The organism is Pseudomonas alliivorans (assembly GCF_017826695.1).
Lineage (GTDB): Bacteria > Pseudomonadota > Gammaproteobacteria > Pseudomonadales > Pseudomonadaceae > Aquipseudomonas > Aquipseudomonas alliivorans.
In genome coordinates, this window is record NZ_JAFFZW010000010.1 from 84,110 (window position 1) to 100,381 (window position 16,272).

The 16,272-nt window shown below is 59.6% G+C and carries 13 protein-coding genes; 5 read left to right on the forward strand and 8 right to left on the reverse strand.

Going from position 1 to position 16,272, the window contains the following annotated elements:
• Positions 1–2 precede the first annotated feature (2 nt).
• From ihfB to mtnA, 8 genes are all read right to left on the reverse strand, one after another.
• On the reverse strand, positions 3–299 hold the full coding sequence (gene ihfB / locus JTJ32_RS22170) for an integration host factor subunit beta (RefSeq protein WP_003369729.1): 297 nt from the start codon (positions 297–299) through the stop codon (positions 3–5).
• Between the two features lie 296 nt (positions 300–595).
• Entirely contained in the window at positions 596–2,281 is a 1,686-nt protein-coding gene (rpsA, locus tag JTJ32_RS22175) for a 30S ribosomal protein S1 (RefSeq protein ID WP_025261287.1), read from the reverse strand.
• 122 nt (positions 2,282–2,403) lie between these two features.
• Complete coding sequence (cmk, locus tag JTJ32_RS22180; RefSeq protein WP_099229210.1) at positions 2,404–3,093, reverse strand: (d)CMP kinase; 690 nt, start codon at positions 3,091–3,093, stop codon at positions 2,404–2,406.
• A complete protein-coding gene (locus JTJ32_RS22185; RefSeq protein ID WP_236059398.1) occupies positions 3,090–4,682 on the reverse strand; it encodes a prephenate dehydrogenase/arogenate dehydrogenase family protein in 1,593 nt (530 codons plus the stop codon). The genes cmk and JTJ32_RS22185 overlap by 4 nt, the downstream gene beginning before the upstream one ends.
• An 87-nt stretch (positions 4,683–4,769) precedes the next feature.
• A complete protein-coding gene (gene pheA / locus JTJ32_RS22190) occupies positions 4,770–5,864 on the reverse strand; it encodes a prephenate dehydratase (RefSeq protein WP_099229212.1) in 1,095 nt (364 codons plus the stop codon).
• Positions 5,864–6,949 (reverse strand): 3-phosphoserine/phosphohydroxythreonine transaminase, encoded by a 1,086-nt coding sequence (serC, locus tag JTJ32_RS22195; protein ID WP_099229213.1) that lies wholly within the window; start codon positions 6,947–6,949, stop codon positions 5,864–5,866. The genes pheA and serC overlap by 1 nt, the downstream gene beginning before the upstream one ends.
• Before the next feature lie 210 nt (positions 6,950–7,159).
• On the reverse strand, positions 7,160–9,946 hold the full coding sequence (gene gyrA, locus JTJ32_RS22200; protein WP_184320476.1) for a DNA gyrase subunit A: 2,787 nt from the start codon (positions 9,944–9,946) through the stop codon (positions 7,160–7,162).
• Positions 9,947–10,250: 304 nt separating this feature from the next.
• A complete protein-coding gene (mtnA, locus tag JTJ32_RS22205) occupies positions 10,251–11,327 on the reverse strand; it encodes an S-methyl-5-thioribose-1-phosphate isomerase (protein WP_184320479.1) in 1,077 nt (358 codons plus the stop codon).
• 118 nt (positions 11,328–11,445) lie between these two features.
• Between mtnA and JTJ32_RS22210 the strand changes: the two genes are divergently transcribed.
• The 5 genes from JTJ32_RS22210 (at position 11,446) to JTJ32_RS22230 (ending at position 16,248) form a co-directional block, all read left to right on the forward strand.
• On the forward strand, positions 11,446–12,798 hold the full coding sequence (locus JTJ32_RS22210) for a TRZ/ATZ family hydrolase (protein WP_210043294.1): 1,353 nt from the start codon (positions 11,446–11,448) through the stop codon (positions 12,796–12,798).
• Positions 12,799–12,880: 82 nt separating this feature from the next.
• Complete coding sequence (ubiG, locus tag JTJ32_RS22215) at positions 12,881–13,579, forward strand: bifunctional 2-polyprenyl-6-hydroxyphenol methylase/3-demethylubiquinol 3-O-methyltransferase UbiG (protein WP_099229217.1); 699 nt, start codon at positions 12,881–12,883, stop codon at positions 13,577–13,579.
• A gap of 3 nt (positions 13,580–13,582) precedes the next feature.
• On the forward strand, positions 13,583–14,254 hold the full coding sequence (mupP, locus tag JTJ32_RS22220; protein WP_210043295.1) for an N-acetylmuramic acid 6-phosphate phosphatase MupP: 672 nt from the start codon (positions 13,583–13,585) through the stop codon (positions 14,252–14,254).
• A gap of 27 nt (positions 14,255–14,281) precedes the next feature.
• The gene (locus JTJ32_RS22225) at positions 14,282–15,022 is read left to right on the forward strand and encodes a YciK family oxidoreductase (RefSeq protein WP_210043296.1); all 741 of its coding nucleotides are present in this window, start codon (positions 14,282–14,284) and stop codon (positions 15,020–15,022) included.
• A 299-nt stretch (positions 15,023–15,321) separates the two neighbouring features.
• Complete coding sequence (locus tag JTJ32_RS22230) at positions 15,322–16,248, forward strand: GGDEF domain-containing protein (protein WP_099229220.1); 927 nt, start codon at positions 15,322–15,324, stop codon at positions 16,246–16,248.
• The last annotated feature ends 24 nt before the right edge of the window (positions 16,249–16,272 follow it).

Genomic DNA, 16,272 nt, shown 5'->3' on the forward strand with positions numbered 1-16,272 from the left:
TTTCAGAGGCCTTCTTCTTCGTCCTCGTTGACGCGGTCACGCAGTTCCTTGCCCGGCTTGAAATGGGGAACGAACTTGCCGTCAAGGCTGACCGACTGGCCCGTTTTGGGATTGCGCCCTACACGGGGTGCGCGGTAATGCAGGGAAAAGCTGCCAAACCCACGGATCTCGATACGGTCGCCCGTCGCAAGACACTGGGACATTTGTTCAAGCATGGTCTTGATGGCCAACTCGACATCCTTGGATGAGAGCAGCCCTTGATGGGTGACAATTCGTTCGATCAACTCCGACTTCGTCATATTTTTCCCTTCTTTTTCAAGCAGCTAGGTCAGCGCTCCGAAGGTTTTAGCATGGCCGGATGAATTTGAACAGCCCGTCTCTTGACTTATGTGAAGCATTGTCAATGACTTGCTGACGCAAGACGAACACATGATCGCATGGCAACCACACTGAAGATCTGGCAGGAACATAGAAGGGACGTGGCCTGGAAGCCCAGAGGCATTACCTGAAAGGCGTAACTGCGCATGGGAAAAACACAAAATAAAGGTATAAAAAAGGGCGACCGAAGTCGCCCTTTTTAATGGTCAAGCAGAACTCAGTTCTGTTTTTCCATCTGCGCACGCAGCAGGTCACCAATAGTGGTAGGACCAGTGCTTTCAGCTGCTTCAGGCTTGCTACGCAGGCTCTGAATGGCTTCTTTCTCGTCTTCAACGTCTTTCGACTTGATGGACAAGCTGATTACGCGGCTCTTGCGGTCAACGCTGATGATCTTGGCTTCGATCTCTTCGCCTTCTTTCAGGACGTTACGCGCGTCTTCAACGCGGTCACGGCTGATTTCGGAGGCTTTGAGGGTCGCTTCAATGTCGTCGGCCAGAGTGATGATGGCGCCTTTGGCGTCAACTTCTTTAACGGTACCGCGGACGATTGCGCCTTTGTCATTGACAGTGACGTACTCGGAGAACGGATCGCTTTCCAGCTGCTTGATACCCAGCGAGATACGCTCACGCTCTGGATCAACAGACAGGATCACAGTGTCGAGCTCGTCGCCCTTCTTGAAACGACGTACGGCTTCTTCGCCCACTTCGTTCCAGGAGATGTCGGACAGGTGAACCAGACCGTCGATGCCGCCGTCCAGACCAATGAAGATACCGAAATCGGTGATCGACTTGATGGTGCCGGAGATCTTGTCACCCTTGTTGAACTGACCCGAGAAATCTTCCCACGGGTTGGATTTGCACTGCTTGATACCCAGGGAGATACGACGACGCTCTTCGTCGATGTCCAGAACCATGACTTCCACTTCGTCGCCAACCTGAACGACTTTGGATGGGTGGATGTTCTTGTTGGTCCAGTCCATTTCGGAAACGTGTACCAGGCCTTCCACGCCTTCTTCCAGCTCTGCGAAGCAGCCGTAGTCGGTCAGGTTGGTCACACGCGCGGTCACGCGGGTGCTTTCCGGGTAACGAGCCTTGATAGCAACCCATGGGTCTTCGCCCAGTTGCTTCAGACCCAGGGAAACACGATTGCGCTCGCGATCGTACTTCAGGACCTTCACATCGATCTCGTCGCCAACGTTGACGATTTCGGATGGATGCTTGATGCGCTTCCAGGCCATGTCGGTAATGTGCAGCAAGCCATCGACGCCACCCAGATCGACGAATGCGCCGTAATCGGTGAGGTTCTTGACGATGCCTTTGACTTGTTGACCTTCCTGCAGGGACTCGAGCAGCGCTTCGCGCTCGGCACTGTTCTCGGCTTCCAGGACACTGCGACGGGAAACGACAACGTTGTTGCGCTTCTGGTCCAGCTTGATGACCTTGAACTCGAGCTCTTTGCCTTCCAGGTGAGTGGTGTCGCGCACAGGGCGAACGTCAACCAGAGAACCAGGCAGGAACGCACGGATGCCGTTAACGTCGACAGTGAAGCCGCCTTTAACCTTACCGTTGATAACGCCCTTGACCACTTCTTCAGCTGCGAAAGCTGCTTCCAGAACAATCCAGCACTCGGCGCGCTTGGCTTTTTCGCGGGACAGCTTGGTTTCGCCAAAGCCGTCTTCGACCGCGTCCAGCGCAACGTGCACTTCGTCACCGACCTTGATGGTCAGCTCGCCAGCGTCGTTGTAGAACTGCTCGAGCGGGATGACGCCCTCGGACTTCAGGCCAGCGTGTACAGTTACCCAATCGCCGTCGATGTCAACAACGATACCGGTAATGATTGCGCCCGGCTGAAGGTTCAGGGTTTTTAGGCTTTCTTCAAAAAGTTCTGCAAAGCTTTCGCTCATTTTAATTCCTGTTGATCAAGGGCGAAGAATACGCCCATCTGCCACGCTCCAGACAACGTGGGTTTCGTTCATATGAAAGGAAGCCTGCAGGACGGGGTCTGGTCTCCTGCATGGCTCCTTGATCATCCGGCGATATCGCGCAGTGCGACTTCACTCAGGATGCGTTCCAGCACCTGCTCGATGGACAATTCGGTGGAATCCAGCTGTATGGCGTCGTGCGCCGGCTTGAGCGGGGCTACCGCTCGCTGGGTGTCACGCTCGTCGCGTGCACTTATCTCATCTAGCAGACTCGACAGACTAACATCATCGCCCTTGGCCTTCAACTGCAAGTAACGACGGCGGGCACGCTCCTCGGCACTGGCAGTGAGGAATATCTTCAACGGGGCGTCCGGAAATACCACGGTGCCCATGTCACGGCCGTCTGCCACAAGGCCCGGTTCTTCCTGAAAGGCACGCTGACGCTGCAGCAGTGCATCACGCACCGCCGGCAGCGAAGCCACTTGCGACGCACCGCTGCCGATCTGTTCATTGCGAATGGCATGCGTGACGTCCTCGCCCTCGAGAACGATGCGCTGACTCTGGCCGTTCGCCGAGGTCTCGAACTGCACATCCAGGTGGGCAGCCAGCAGCTTGAGCGCCTCTTCGTTGGTCAGATCGACGCCGTGATTGCGCGCAGCGAATGCCAGCAGACGATAAAGGGCGCCCGAATCGAGCAGGCACCAGCCCAGTTTTCCCGCCAGCAATCCGGCCACAGTGCCCTTGCCGGAACCGCTGGGTCCGTCGATGGTTATAACAGGTGCTTTGATCTTCACTTTGTGTCCTCTTGCGCTACATGCATACCGACTTGAGCGCAGAGCGCCAGAAAATCGGGAAACGATGGAGCGACATTCGCGCAATCATGAATATGTACAGGCCCCGAGGCCCGCAATGCAGCCACACTGAAGGCCATGGCGATGCGCTGATCGTCGCGCACATCGACCTCGCCACCGCCGATGACGCCGCCTTCGATGAGCAGGCCGTCAGGTGCGAGCTCAACCTCGATACCCAGCACGCTCAATCCTTCCGCCACCAGCCGCACGACCTCGAGTTCATCGCCCTGCAACGCCTGCGCGCTGCGCAGAATGGTACGCCCTTCCGCGCAGGCTGCGGCAATGCACAACACAGGAAATTCGTTGAGCGCCAGCGGAACGAGCGCTTCAGGAATATCAGTCCCCCTCAGCCGGGCGGAGCGCACATGCACATCGGCGAGGGTTTCACCAGCCTGCTCACGGACTTCGTGCAACACGATATCGGCGCCAAGCAGGCGCAGAATGTCGATCATGCCGATGCACGTATCGTCCATGCTGACGCCTGCGAGCACCAGATCGACATCCTCGTGAATGGATGCTGCCACCATGAACAGCGCGGCCGAAGCAGCGTCAACCGGACCTTCGATACGGTGACTTGCCGCCCCCACTGCAGCACCCTGCACACCGGTGACCTCTGACGAACGGGTTTCCCCGCGGGCGCGAAGTGTCAGAATCCGGCCGAAATGTTCGCGGGCCGCACGGGCGCGCGTGAACACGCTCAGCAATTGATGACCGTCTCCGGCATCAACAGCATCGCGAAGAACATCCAGGTCGGCGCGAAAGGTGTCCAGCGTGCGCAGCACGGCGTCACGGTTGGCCAGAAAAATGTCGTGCCACATGACCGGATCGCTACCCGCGATACGGGTGAAATCCCGAAAACCGCCAGCGGCATACCTGAATATTTCGAGGTTTTCGTTTCGTTTGGCCAACGAATCCACCAGACCGAAGGCCAGCAGGTGCGGCAAATGACTGGTCGCCGCCAGCACTTCGTCATGACGCTCGACCTGCATGTGCTCGACATCGGCACCGAGCGCCGACCACAGACGATCGACAAGCGCCACTGCGCCGGCGTCAGTCTCGGCCAACGGTGTCAGAATCACTTTGTGTCGGCGAAACAGCCCGGCATTGGACGCCTCGACGCCGCTCTGCTCGGAGCCTGCAATCGGGTGCCCCGGCACGAAGCACGACGGCATGCGGCCAAACGCCTGACGCGCCGCACGCACGACATTGCCCTTGGCGCTGCCGACATCGGTCAATACAGCGTTACCCAGATCGAGAGACGCCAGCAACGCCAGCAGTTTTTCCATCGCCAGAATGGGCACTGCGAGCTGAATGACATCGGCACCGCGGCAGGCGGCTGCAAGATTCTCTTCGCAGCGATCCACGACACCCAGCTCCACAGCCAGCCTGCGCGATTGCGGGTCCAGGTCGACGCCGACCACTTCCCGACAAAGACCGCTTTCACGAACACCCTTGGCGAACGAGCCGCCGATCAGGCCCAGACCGACCACGACCAGACGACCAATGACCGGACCGGTCGTTTGCTCTGACATGACTTCAACCACGTGCAACTACCTGAAAGCCCGAGCGGCTTTCACGGCGCTCGAGGGCGATAAACAGATGACTCATGTAACGCCCCTTCAAAGAACCGCTTTCGGGTAGGAACCCAGCACCTTCAAGGCAACGGCTTCATGACTGATCTGCTCAAGCACCGCCTTGACCAGCGGATCCTGGTGATGCCCGACGAAATCGATGAAGAACACGTAGGTCCACTTGCCGCTGCGTGACGGCCGGGTTTCGATACGCGTGAGGTCCAGGCCGTTCTGATGGAACGGCACCAGCAGTTCATGCAGCGCACCCGGCTTGTTGCTCATCGATACGATGATCGAGGTCTTGTCGTCTCCGGTCGGAGGCACTTCCTGATTGCCGATGATCAGAAAACGCGTGGAGTTGTCAGGACGGTCTTCGATCTTTTCAGCCAGACGCGTCAGACCATACAGGCCCGCCGCCATGTCGCCGGCGATGGCCGCTGAATTCCACTCACCCTTCACCCGCTTGGCTGCTTCGGCGTTGCTGGCAACAGCGACGCGCTCCACGTTCGGGTAGTGGGCGTCCAGCCATTTGCGGCACTGGGCCAGTGACTGGGCATGGGAGTAGATGCGCGAGATGCTTTCGGTCTTGGTGCTTTCGCCGACCAGCAGGTGGTGGTGAATGCGCAACTCGACTTCACCACAGATGACCATGTCGTGTTCGAGAAAGCTGTCCAGGGTGTGATTGACCGCGCCTTCGGTGGAGTTTTCCACCGGCACGACGCCGAAGTTCACGGCCCCGGCAACCACTTCACGAAACACTTCATCAATAGCCGCCATGGGCAGACTGATCACGGCATGACCGAAGTGTTTCATGGCCGCGGCCTGGGTGAACGTGCCCTCCGGCCCCAGGTAGGCAACCTTCAGCGGCTGCTCGAGCGCCAGGCAGGACGACATGATTTCGCGGAACAGACGCGCCATTTCTTCATTGCTCAACGGGCCGCGGTTGCGCTCCATGACACGCTTGAGGACTGCCGCTTCACGCTCGGGGCGATAGAACACCGGCGCTTCGCCTTCCGCCAGGGAAGACATCTTGACCCGGGCGACTTCCTGCGCACAGCGGGCACGCTCGCTGATCAGCTCCAGAACCTTTTCGTCGAGGCTGTCGATGCGAACGCGCAGCGCCTTGAGTTCCTGTTCGGACATCAGCCGTGCTCCTTCTCGAAGTCTTTCATGTAGGCCACCAGTGCGTTGATCGCATTGATGTCCACTGCGTTATAGATGGACGCGCGCATACCGCCAACTGAACGGTGCCCTTTGAGATTGAGCAGACCCGCAGCGTCGGCACCCGCCAGGAACGGCTTGTCCAGACGATCATCCGCCAGACGGAAAGGCACGTTCATCCACGAGCGATCCGGCTTGTTGATCGGGTTGCTGTACAACTCGCTGGCATCGATGAAGTCGTACAGCGTGCGCTGCTTGATGTCGTTGAGCTTGCCGATTGCCTCTACGCCCCCCTGCTCCTTGAGCCACTCGAAGACCAGACCCGACAGATACCAGGCCAGCGTCGGCGGGGTGTTGTACATCGAGCCGTTATCAGCCGCGACCTTGTAGTTGAGCATGGTCGGGCACAGGGAGCGCGCACGGCCCAGCAGGTCCTCGCGGATGATCACCACCACGATACCGCTCGGACCGATGTTTTTCTGGGCACCGGCGTAGATCATGCCGAAACGCGAGATATCCACCGGACGCGACAGAATGTCCGAAGACATATCAGCCACCAGCGGCACATCACCGGTTTCGGGAATCCAGTTGAATTCCAGGCCACCAATGGTTTCGTTCGGCGCGTAGTGAACGTAGGCAGCGTCCTTGGACAGCTTCCACTCGTTCTGGCCGGGAATAGCAAAATAATCATAGGGCTTTGCGCTGGCCGCGACGTTGACAGTGCCGTAACGCGAGGCTTCCTCGATCGCTTTCTGCGACCAGATGCCAGTATCGATGTAATCGGCCTTGCCATTCTCGGGCAGCAGGTTCAGCGCGATCTGCGCAAATTGCTGGCTGGCGCCGCCCTGCAGGAACAGCACTTTGTAATTGGAGGGAATGGACAGCAGGTCACGCAGATCCTGTTCGGCCTTGGTGGCGATGGAAACGAACTCATCGCTGCGATGGCTCATTTCCATGACCGACAGACCTTTGCCGTGCCAGTCCAGGAGTTCGGCCTGGGCACGCAGCAGAACAGCTTCAGGAAGCGCAGCAGGACCTGCGCAGAAGTTAAAGGCTCGCTTGCTCATATCCACTCTCGTCAAATACGTTTGGGTCTGTACGCACTTCCCCTGCACGCGCCGGGCAGAAACGAAACCGCAGCTTCAGTCTCCGCCAGCGTTGGCAGGCATTCCGATTCGCCCGTAGAGCTGGCCGAATGGCGCAAGGGCTGGACTTGCCTGAAATGCACATGCACTTACAGACGAGCCAGCCCTCAACGGTATTACTTACTTCACTGCTCAGCCTTGCGAGTCATCGTCATCCGATGCGGCATCCACCTGCACGTCTTCACCGACATCGCCCGGTTCAGACACATCGGCGACCAGAGCATCAACGCCCTCTTCGCCTTCAAGCAGTTCTTCGCCTTCGACTTCCGATGGTTCCTGAACACGCTCCAGGCCGACCAGTTTCTCGTCGCTGGCCAGCTTGATAAGGGTAACGCCCTGGGTATTACGACCCAGGCTCGACACTTCGCCGACACGGGTACGGACCAGTGTGCCCTGGTCGGAAATCAGCATGATTTCCTCACCGTCGAGCACCTGAACCGCGCCGACCAGACGACCGTTACGCTCGTTGCTGACCATGGCGATTACGCCCTGACCGCCACGCTTGTACTCAGGGAACTCGGAGATCGCCGTGCGCTTGCCGTAACCGCGCTCGGAGGCAGTCAGGATCTGGCTGCCCTCTTCAGGGATCAGCATGGAGATCAGTTTCTGACCTTCCGGCAGACGCATGCCGCGTACACCGCGAGCCGTACGGCCCATGGCGCGAACGTCGGACTCCTTGAAGCGCGTGACCTTGCCGCCATCGGAGAACAGCATGATTTCCTGCTCACCGTCGGTAATGGCGGCCGAGATCAGGATATCGCCTTCGTCCAGCTCAAGTGCAATCAGGCCGGAGCTGCGCTGACGGCTGAACGCCACCAGCGGAGTTTTCTTGACCGTGCCATTGGCGGTAGACATGAAGATGAACGGTGCCTTCTTCTTGTCAGCAGCCTTGACGCGCGCCTTGCGCTCTTCTTCGGTCTCGTTGCTGTTTTCCGCATCGTCGACCAGATCGCCTTCAAGGGCTTCGCCTTCTTCGTCAGCCCGCTTGCGCATGGCCTCCAGATCGACCGGCAGCATGGTGGTGATGTACTCGCCATCGCTCAGCGGCAGCAGGTTGACCAGCGGACGACCACGGGCGGCGCGGGACGCTTCCGGGATTTCGTAGGTCTTGAGCCAGTAAACCTTGCCCTTGCTGGAGAACATCAACAGCGTGGTGTGGCTGTTGGCAACCAGCAGGTGAGCGATGTAATCCTCATCCTTGATGCCAGTCGCCGACTTGCCCTTGCCACCACGGCGCTGTGCCTGATAGACCGCCAGAGGCTGGGTCTTGGCATAGCCACCGTGGGAAATGGTCACAACACGCTCTTCTTCGGTGATCAGGTCACCCAGGGTCAGGTCCAGACGCGCATCGAGAATTTCGGTGCGACGGGCATCGCCGTATTCGGAGCGAATCAGTTCCAACTCTTCGCGGATCACTTCCATCAGGCGCGTGGCGCTGTTCAGAATGCGGATCAGCTCGCCGATCTGGTTCAGGATTTCCTGATACTCACCCAGCAGCTTTTCGTGTTCCAGACCCGTCAGGCGGTGCAGACGCAGTTCCAGAATGGCCTGCGCCTGCTCCGGCGACAGGAAGTACTTGCCTTCGCGCAGACCGTATTGAGGATCGAGGTTTTCCGGACGGCACGAATCGGCACCGGCACGCTCGACCATCTCGACCACGGCACTCGATTCCCAGGGCGTGCTGATCAGCGCTTCCTTGGCTTCGGCAGGGGTCGGTGACGCCTTGATCAGGGCGATGACCGGATCGATGTTGGACAGCGCAACCGCCTGACCTTCAAGGATATGGCCGCGCTCACGGGCCTTGCGCAGCTCGAATACGGTACGGCGGGTAACGACTTCGCGGCGGTGACGAACGAAAGCTTCCAGCAGGTCCTTGAGGTTCAGGATCCGCGGACGGCCGTCGATCAGCGCAACGATGTTGATGCCGAACACGCTCTGCAACTGAGTCTGGGCGTAGAGGTTGTTGAGGATGACCTCAGGCACTTCGCCACGACGCAGCTCGATGACCACGCGCATGCCGTCCTTGTCGGACTCGTCGCGCAGCTCGGTGATGCCTTCAAGCTTCTTCTCTTTGACCAGCTCGGCGATCTTCTCGATCAGGCGCGCCTTGTTCAACTGGTACGGCAGTTCGGTAATGACGATCTGCTGACGTCCGCCGACCTTGTCGATGTCTTCGACGATCGAGCGGGCACGCATATAGATGCGGCCACGGCCGGTGCGATAGGCTTCGATGATGCCGGCGCGACCGTTGATGATCGCAGCCGTCGGGAAGTCCGGGCCCGGGATGTACTGCATCAATTCGTCGACCGTCAACTCGGGGTTGTCGATCAGTGCCAGGCAACCGTCGATGACTTCACCGAGGTTGTGCGGCGGAATGTTGGTCGCCATGCCTACAGCGATACCGCTGGAGCCGTTGACCAGCAGGTTGGGAATACGTGTCGGCATGACCGCAGGGATCATTTCGGTGCCGTCGTAGTTAGGCACCCAATCCACGGTTTCCTTGTGCAGGTCGGCCAGCAGCTCGTGAGCCAGCTTGGTCATGCGTACTTCGGTGTATCGCATCGCAGCGGCGTTGTCGCCGTCGACCGAACCGAAGTTGCCCTGGCCGTCGACCAGCAGGTAACGCAGCGAGAACGGCTGAGCCATACGGACGATGGTGTCGTAGACAGCCGTGTCGCCGTGCGGGTGGTACTTACCGATCACGTCACCAACCACACGGGCGGATTTCTTGTACGGCTTGTTCCAGTCGTTGCCCAGTTCGCTCATTGCGAACAGCACACGCCGGTGCACGGGCTTCAAGCCATCGCGTGCATCCGGCAGAGCTCGACCGACGATCACGCTCATTGCGTAGTCGAGGTAGGACTGTTTCAGCTCGTCTTCGATATTGACCGGGAGGATTTCTTTGGCCAGTTCGCCCATGAGAAGCCTGATTCCTTTTTCTGGTGAAACCTCGCAAACCCATTCGGGGTAAACGAAGCTCGCCGCTGCCAGCATGTGCCGGGCAACGACTTACGACAAATCAATGAGTTAAGACTTGGTTCTGCACAGTGCGGGAGGCTACGAATAGCGTCCCCGGAAACCGTCGGATGTTACCACAATCGCCGAGGCGCTCACATCCTTTGCAAGCGCTGAAAACGAGCCACATCCACGCAGGACGGCTGAGAGACGCTTACAGGCCCGTTCAGCCGCCCCGTGCCCGAGGCGATCATGAGGAGATGAAATTTCAATGAAGATGTTTGCGGCTCATCAACTGGGCCATTCTGGCCGTGTCGGGACGCTCGACAATGCCTTTTTCGGTCACGATCGCATCGATCAGGTCCGCAGGCGTCACATCGAAGACCGGATTGAAGGCATCGACATCGGCACCGACCCGCTGACCACCCACTTCCAGCAGCTCGCGCCCGTCGCGCTCTTCGATGACGATGTCTTCGCCGCTGGCCATGTCCATATCGATGGTCGAACTCGGCGCAACCACCATGAAGCGCACGCCGTGATGCATGGCGGCGACCGCCAGTTGATACGTACCGATCTTGTTCGCCACATCACCATTGGCCGTAATGCGGTCGGCACCGACGATGACCCAGGTGATGCCTTTGGTGCGCATCAGGTGCGCAGCAGCGGAGTCGGCGTTCAGGGTCACGGGAATGCCTTCGTTGGCCAGTTCCCAGGCGGTCAGCCGGGAGCCTTGCAGCCAGGGACGGGTTTCGTCGGCGTAGACGCGCTCGATCATGCCTTCCAGATGCGCAGCGCGGATCACGCCCAGTGCCGTACCGAATCCGCCAGTGGCCAGAGCGCCCGTGTTGCAGTGGGTCAGCACGGTCTGCAGATTGCCCTGATGCTTGCGGATCAGGTCGGCACCGAGTTGCGCCATGGTCAGGTTGGCTTCGCGGTCGCTCAGGTGAATGGCCACAGCTTCAGCTTCCAGAATCACCAGCGGATCATCGGTCGCCTTCAGACGCTGCAAGCGATCACGCATGCGGTTCAACGCCCAGAACAGGTTGACCGCCGTAGGGCGCGAATCTGCAAGCAGCGCAAAATCTTCTTCCAGCGCCGCGCGCCAGTCGCCCCCGGCCGCCACCCGGGCACGCGCGCCGAGTACTACGCCGTAGGCAGCACTGATGCCGATGGCCGGCGCACCGCGCACGACCATCGAGCGAATGGCCTCAGCCACGCCTGCAGCACTGGTGTAAGCGTGCCAGGTTTCCTCGAACGGCAGCACCCGCTGATCCAGCAGGTACAGAGCGTCGTCCCGCCAATCGATGGCCTTTACTTTCTCCGCAGCCAACAGTCGATCGCGCATCGCCCACTCCATCTTGAAATCCAAAGCCAGAATCAAAAGCGGCTGATTATAGCGAGCCGCCCGCCAAGACGCTCGGGTATACTTCGCCATCACCGTAATAAGCTCTGGAAGCCCTGTCATGCCGAACGCCACAGCCCCGCTCGACCTTCTGCTCCTGCCCACCTGGCTGGTACCGGTCGAGCCTGCAGGCGTGGTCCTCAGGGAACATGGCATCGGCATCCGTGATGGCCTGATCGTTTACATAGGCCCGAAAGCCGAGGCACTGAAGCAGGATGCTGCGCAGATCCGGGAACTGCCCGGCATGCTGCTCAGCCCTGGCCTGATCAACGCCCACGGACATGCCGCGATGACATTGTTTCGCGGCCTGGCGGACGATCTGCCGCTGATGACCTGGCTGCAGGACCATATCTGGCCTGCCGAAGGCAAATGGGTCGATGAGGATTTCGTGCGTGACGGCACGGACCTGGCCATTGCCGAGCAGCTCAAGGGCGGCATCACCTGCTTCTCGGACATGTATTTCTATCCCAAGGTGGCCGCCGACCGCGTGCATATCAGCGGCATGCGCGCCCAGATCACGGTGCCGGTGCTGGACTTTCCCATTCCCGGTGCCCGCAACACCGAAGAAGCCCTGCACGCAGGGATCGAGCTGTTCAACGACCTGGCTCATCACCCGCGCATCCGCATTGCCTTCGGCCCGCACGCGCCCTACACCGTGGGTGATGAAAACCTGGAGAAAGTCCGGGTCATTGCCGACGAACTCGACGCCACCATCCAGATGCATGTCCACGAGACGGCGTTCGAAGTCGAGCAGGCCATGAAGCAGCATCAGGAGCGGCCACTGGCACGCCTCAACCGTCTGGGCCTGCTCGGCCCGCGCTTCCAGGCTGTGCACATGACCCAGATCAGCGATGACGATCTGGCCCTGCTGGTCGAGAGCAATACCCATATCATTCACTGCCCCGAATCCAACCTGAAACTGGCCAGCGGTTTCTGCCCGGTCGAGCGCCTGTGGCAGGCGGGCGTCAACGTGGCCGTGGGCACTGACGGCGCTGCCAGCAATAACGATCTGGATCTGCTGGGAGAAACCCGCACCGCCGCCCTGCTCGCCAAGGCCGTTGCCGGTTCGGCGACTGCGCTCGACGCGCACCGTGCGCTGCGTATGGCCACGCTCAACGGCGCACGAGCGCTCGGCATCCAGGCCGATACCGGCTCGCTGGAATTGGGCAAGGCTGCCGACATGGTCGCGTTCGATCTGTCCGGCCTTGCGCAGCAACCGATCTACGATCCGGTCTCCCAGCTTATATATGCCACCGGCCGCGATTGCGTGAGCCATGTCTGGGTGGCTGGCAAGCAATTGCTCGACGACCGCCGCCTGACCCGGATGGACGAACAGGCCTTGCGCGATACCGCCATGGCCTGGGGTCGCCGCATTTCCGGGCAGACATCCGCGCAAGGCGAAGAAACGCGCTGACCGATCAAACCGAACAGATGACTGTCTGGTTATCTATAGCCAGACAGATGAAACCGAATTTTGAGTTCAAGAGGGATATCCCATGAGCAACGTCGACCGCGCAGAAATCGCCAAATTCGAGGCCCTGGCCCATCGCTGGTGGGACCGTGAAAGCGAATTCAAGCCGCTGCACGATATCAATCCGCTACGTGTGAACTGGATTGACGAACGCGTCAATCTGGCCGGCAAGAAGGTCCTCGACGTCGGCTGCGGCGGCGGCATCCTCAGTGAAGCCATGGCGCTGCGGGGCGCAACCGTGACCGGCATCGACATGGGCGAAGCGCCATTGGCCGTTGCCCAGTTGCACCAACTGGAATCGGGTGTGAGCGTCGAGTATCGGCAGATCACCGCTGAAGACATGGCCGAGGAAATGCCCGAGCAGTTCGACGTGGTGACCTGCCTGGAAATGCTGGAGCACGTGCCTGACCCTTCGTCGGTGATCCGCGCCTGCTACCGCATGGTCAAGCCCGGCGGCCAGGTATTCTTCTCGACCATCAACCGCAACCCGAAGGCCTACCTGTTCGCCGTGGTCGGTGCCGAGTACATTCTCGGCCTGCTGCCGCGCGGCACCCATGACTTCAAGAAATTCATCCGCCCGTCCGAGCTGGGCGCCTGGAGCCGCGAAGCCGGCCTGCAGGTCAAGGACATCATCGGCCTGACCTACAACCCGCTGACCAAGCATTACAAGCTGGCCTCGGACGTCGACGTCAACTACATGATCCAGACCCTGCGGGAGGCTTGAGGCATGCGTTTGAGAGCGGTTTTATTCGACATGGACGGCACGCTCCTCGATACGGCACCGGACTTCATCGCCATTGCTCAGGCGATGCTGGCTGACCGCGGCTTCCCTGCGGTGTCGGACAAGCTGATTCGCGACGAGATATCAGGCGGTGCCAAAGCCATGGTCGCAGCGACCTTCGCGATGTCGCCAAACGAGCCGGAATTCGAAGCCCTGCGCCTGGAGTTCCTGGAGCGCTATCAGCGTAACTGCGCCGTGCACAGCAAGCTGTTTGACGGCATGGCCGAACTGTTGACCGACATCGAGAAAGCCGGACTGATCTGGGGCGTCGTCACCAACAAGCCGGTGCGCTTCGCCGAGCCGATCATGCAACAGCTTGGTCTGGCCGAACGCTCGGCACTGTTGATCTGCCCGGATCACGTGACGCACAGCAAGCCTCACCCGGAGCCGCTGATCCTGGCGTGCAGGATGCTCGACCTGGACCCGGCCAGCGTCCTGTTCGTCGGCGATGACCTGCGCGACATCGAATCCGGTCGCGATGCGGGAACACGGACCGCAGCCGTGCGCTACGGTTATATCCACCCTAACGACAATCCCGATCACTGGGGCGCCGACGTCGTGGTCGATCACCCGCTGGAACTGCGCAAGGTACTGGATAACGCCCTGTGCAGTTGCTGAGCCACAGACAATCGTTCGAGGTCTTTCATGTTTGATTATTCCGCTCGCCCGGACCTGCTCAAGGACCGGGTGATTCTGGTGACCGGTGCCGGTCGGGGCATTGGTGCTGCCGCTGCAAAAACCTATGCTGCCCACGGCGCAACCGTCCTGCTGCTGGGCAGGACCGAAGCCAGCCTCACCGCCATCTATGACGAGATCGAAGCCGCCGGACAGCCTCAGCCGGTGGTAATCCCGTTTGACCTGGAAACCGCCCTGCCCCAGCAGTACGACGAACTGGCCACAATGATCGAAACGGAGTTCGGCCACCTCGACGGCCTGCTGCACAACGCCTCGATCATCGGTCCACGCACCCCGCTCGAGCAGCTTTCCAGTGAGGAGTTCGTACGGGTCATGCATGTCAACGTCAATGCCACGTTCATGCTGACTCAAGCCTTGCTGCCGTTGCTGAAACGCTCCGAAGATGCGTCGATTGCATTCACCTCAAGCAGCGTGGGACGCAAGGGCCGCGCGCACTGGGGTGCTTATGGCGTATCGAAATTTGCCACCGAAGGCCTGATGCAGACTCTGGCGGACGAGCTGGAAGGCATCACGTCAGTCCGCGCCAACAGCATCAACCCTGGCGCAACCCGCACCGGCATGCGTGCCCAGGCCTATCCGGCCGAAAACCCGCTCAACAACCCTGCACCGCAAGACATCATGCCGGTGTATGTGTACCTGATGGGGCCTGACAGCAAGGGCATCAATGGCCAGGCGTTGAATGCCCAATAACATTCCGGACCGCGCCTGATCGAATGGAAGCGTTTTTACCGGATGCAGCGTGCCGGCGTCAGCGCCGGCTCAGCGCCTGCTGAAGTGCCTGAAAAATGACATTTCCGGCGATTCGGTTCACAGGACCAGTGACTTGCAGCGCTTTAAAGCACCGTCAAAAAAACGCCGACCCCGAAGTTCGTCACTGAGAAAGAATTATCTAACTCATTGATTATTTTAATCTCCCGCCGTTAATGAACCGAATGGCACGACTTTCGCTCTAACCCTGCCAAGCCAGCAACGTGCTGAGGAGCGAACCGATGAGTTCTCCTACCCGGACCCATGCAATCGATTTCGACACCGCCAGGCTGCAATGCCTCGGTTTTCGCAATCGTCCAAACGCCGAACTGCCGCCTGTAACGCTGGATGAACTGGTCAAACAACTGGGGCTGCAATTGCAGACCAGCCTGGAAGCCGAAAGAATACTGACGCTGTTCTTTCAGGGTGTTCAAAGGCTCATCCCCTTGGAAGGTCTCGTCTATCGCCACGCAAAGAGCGATCTGCAACTGCGCCTGGGTGAAAACGCACTTCACGCTACCGACTTCCATCTGCGTCATGACGGCGAAGACATCGGGCAACTCGAGTTGCAGACCGCTCAAGTGATCGATGACGCACGGTTGCATGATCTGGAAACCCTGCTGGCCTGCCTTCTGTACCCACTGCTCAACGCACTGCTTTATCGCATCGCCACGCAGAGTGCGCTACGCGATGCCCTGACCAGTACCGGCAATCGCGTAGCGATGGACCAGAGTCTGGCCCGGGAAGTGGACATATCACGTCGCCACAAGCAGCCGTTATCGGTGTTGATGGTGGACATTGATCACTTCAAGAAAGTGAACGATGGTTACGGCCATTACACCGGCGATCAGGTGCTCAAAAGCATTGCGCTAACCCTCAAGGGACAATTGCGCAACATAGACCGGATCTTTCGCTATGGCGGAGAAGAGTTCGTGGTGATTCTGGCCAATACCGACGGCGTCAGCGCCGGGCTGGTGGGCGAGCGCCTGCGACAGGCCGTACGGGAATTGCGTTTCAAGGAGTTTGCGCCAGCTCTGACGATGACGGTGAGCCTGGGCTGCTCAACGCTGCTGTCAGCGGAAACCGCTGACAGCCTGCTGCGCAGGGCGGACGACGCGCTCTACGCAGCGAAGCGCGAAGGCCGTAACCGGCTGGCCATGGCCTGCTGAGGTATCAGGCCCTTCGCTTGCGAT

What these genes read in the sequence shown, in the direction of transcription:
- JTJ32_RS22225 (WP_210043296.1), top strand. Translation starts at nt 14,282, where the DNA reads ATGTTTGATTATTCCGCTCGCCCGGACCTGCTCAAGGACCGGGTGATT.
- rpsA (WP_025261287.1), bottom strand. Translation starts at nt 2,281, where the DNA reads ATGAGCGAAAGCTTTGCAGAACTTTTTGAAGAAAGCCTAAAAACCCTG.
- mtnA (WP_184320479.1), bottom strand. Translation starts at nt 11,327, where the DNA reads ATGCGCGATCGACTGTTGGCTGCGGAGAAAGTAAAGGCCATCGATTGG.
- gyrA (WP_184320476.1), bottom strand. Translation starts at nt 9,946, where the DNA reads ATGGGCGAACTGGCCAAAGAAATCCTCCCGGTCAATATCGAAGACGAG.
- JTJ32_RS22210 (WP_210043294.1), top strand. Translation starts at nt 11,446, where the DNA reads ATGCCGAACGCCACAGCCCCGCTCGACCTTCTGCTCCTGCCCACCTGG.
- serC (WP_099229213.1), bottom strand. Translation starts at nt 6,949, where the DNA reads ATGAGCAAGCGAGCCTTTAACTTCTGCGCAGGTCCTGCTGCGCTTCCT.
- pheA (WP_099229212.1), bottom strand. Translation starts at nt 5,864, where the DNA reads ATGTCCGAACAGGAACTCAAGGCGCTGCGCGTTCGCATCGACAGCCTC.
- mupP (WP_210043295.1), top strand. Translation starts at nt 13,583, where the DNA reads ATGCGTTTGAGAGCGGTTTTATTCGACATGGACGGCACGCTCCTCGAT.
- JTJ32_RS22230 (WP_099229220.1), top strand. Translation starts at nt 15,322, where the DNA reads ATGAGTTCTCCTACCCGGACCCATGCAATCGATTTCGACACCGCCAGG.
- ubiG (WP_099229217.1), top strand. Translation starts at nt 12,881, where the DNA reads ATGAGCAACGTCGACCGCGCAGAAATCGCCAAATTCGAGGCCCTGGCC.
- JTJ32_RS22185 (WP_236059398.1), bottom strand. Translation starts at nt 4,682, where the DNA reads ATGTCAGAGCAAACGACCGGTCCGGTCATTGGTCGTCTGGTCGTGGTC.
- ihfB (WP_003369729.1), bottom strand. Translation starts at nt 299, where the DNA reads ATGACGAAGTCGGAGTTGATCGAACGAATTGTCACCCATCAAGGGCTG.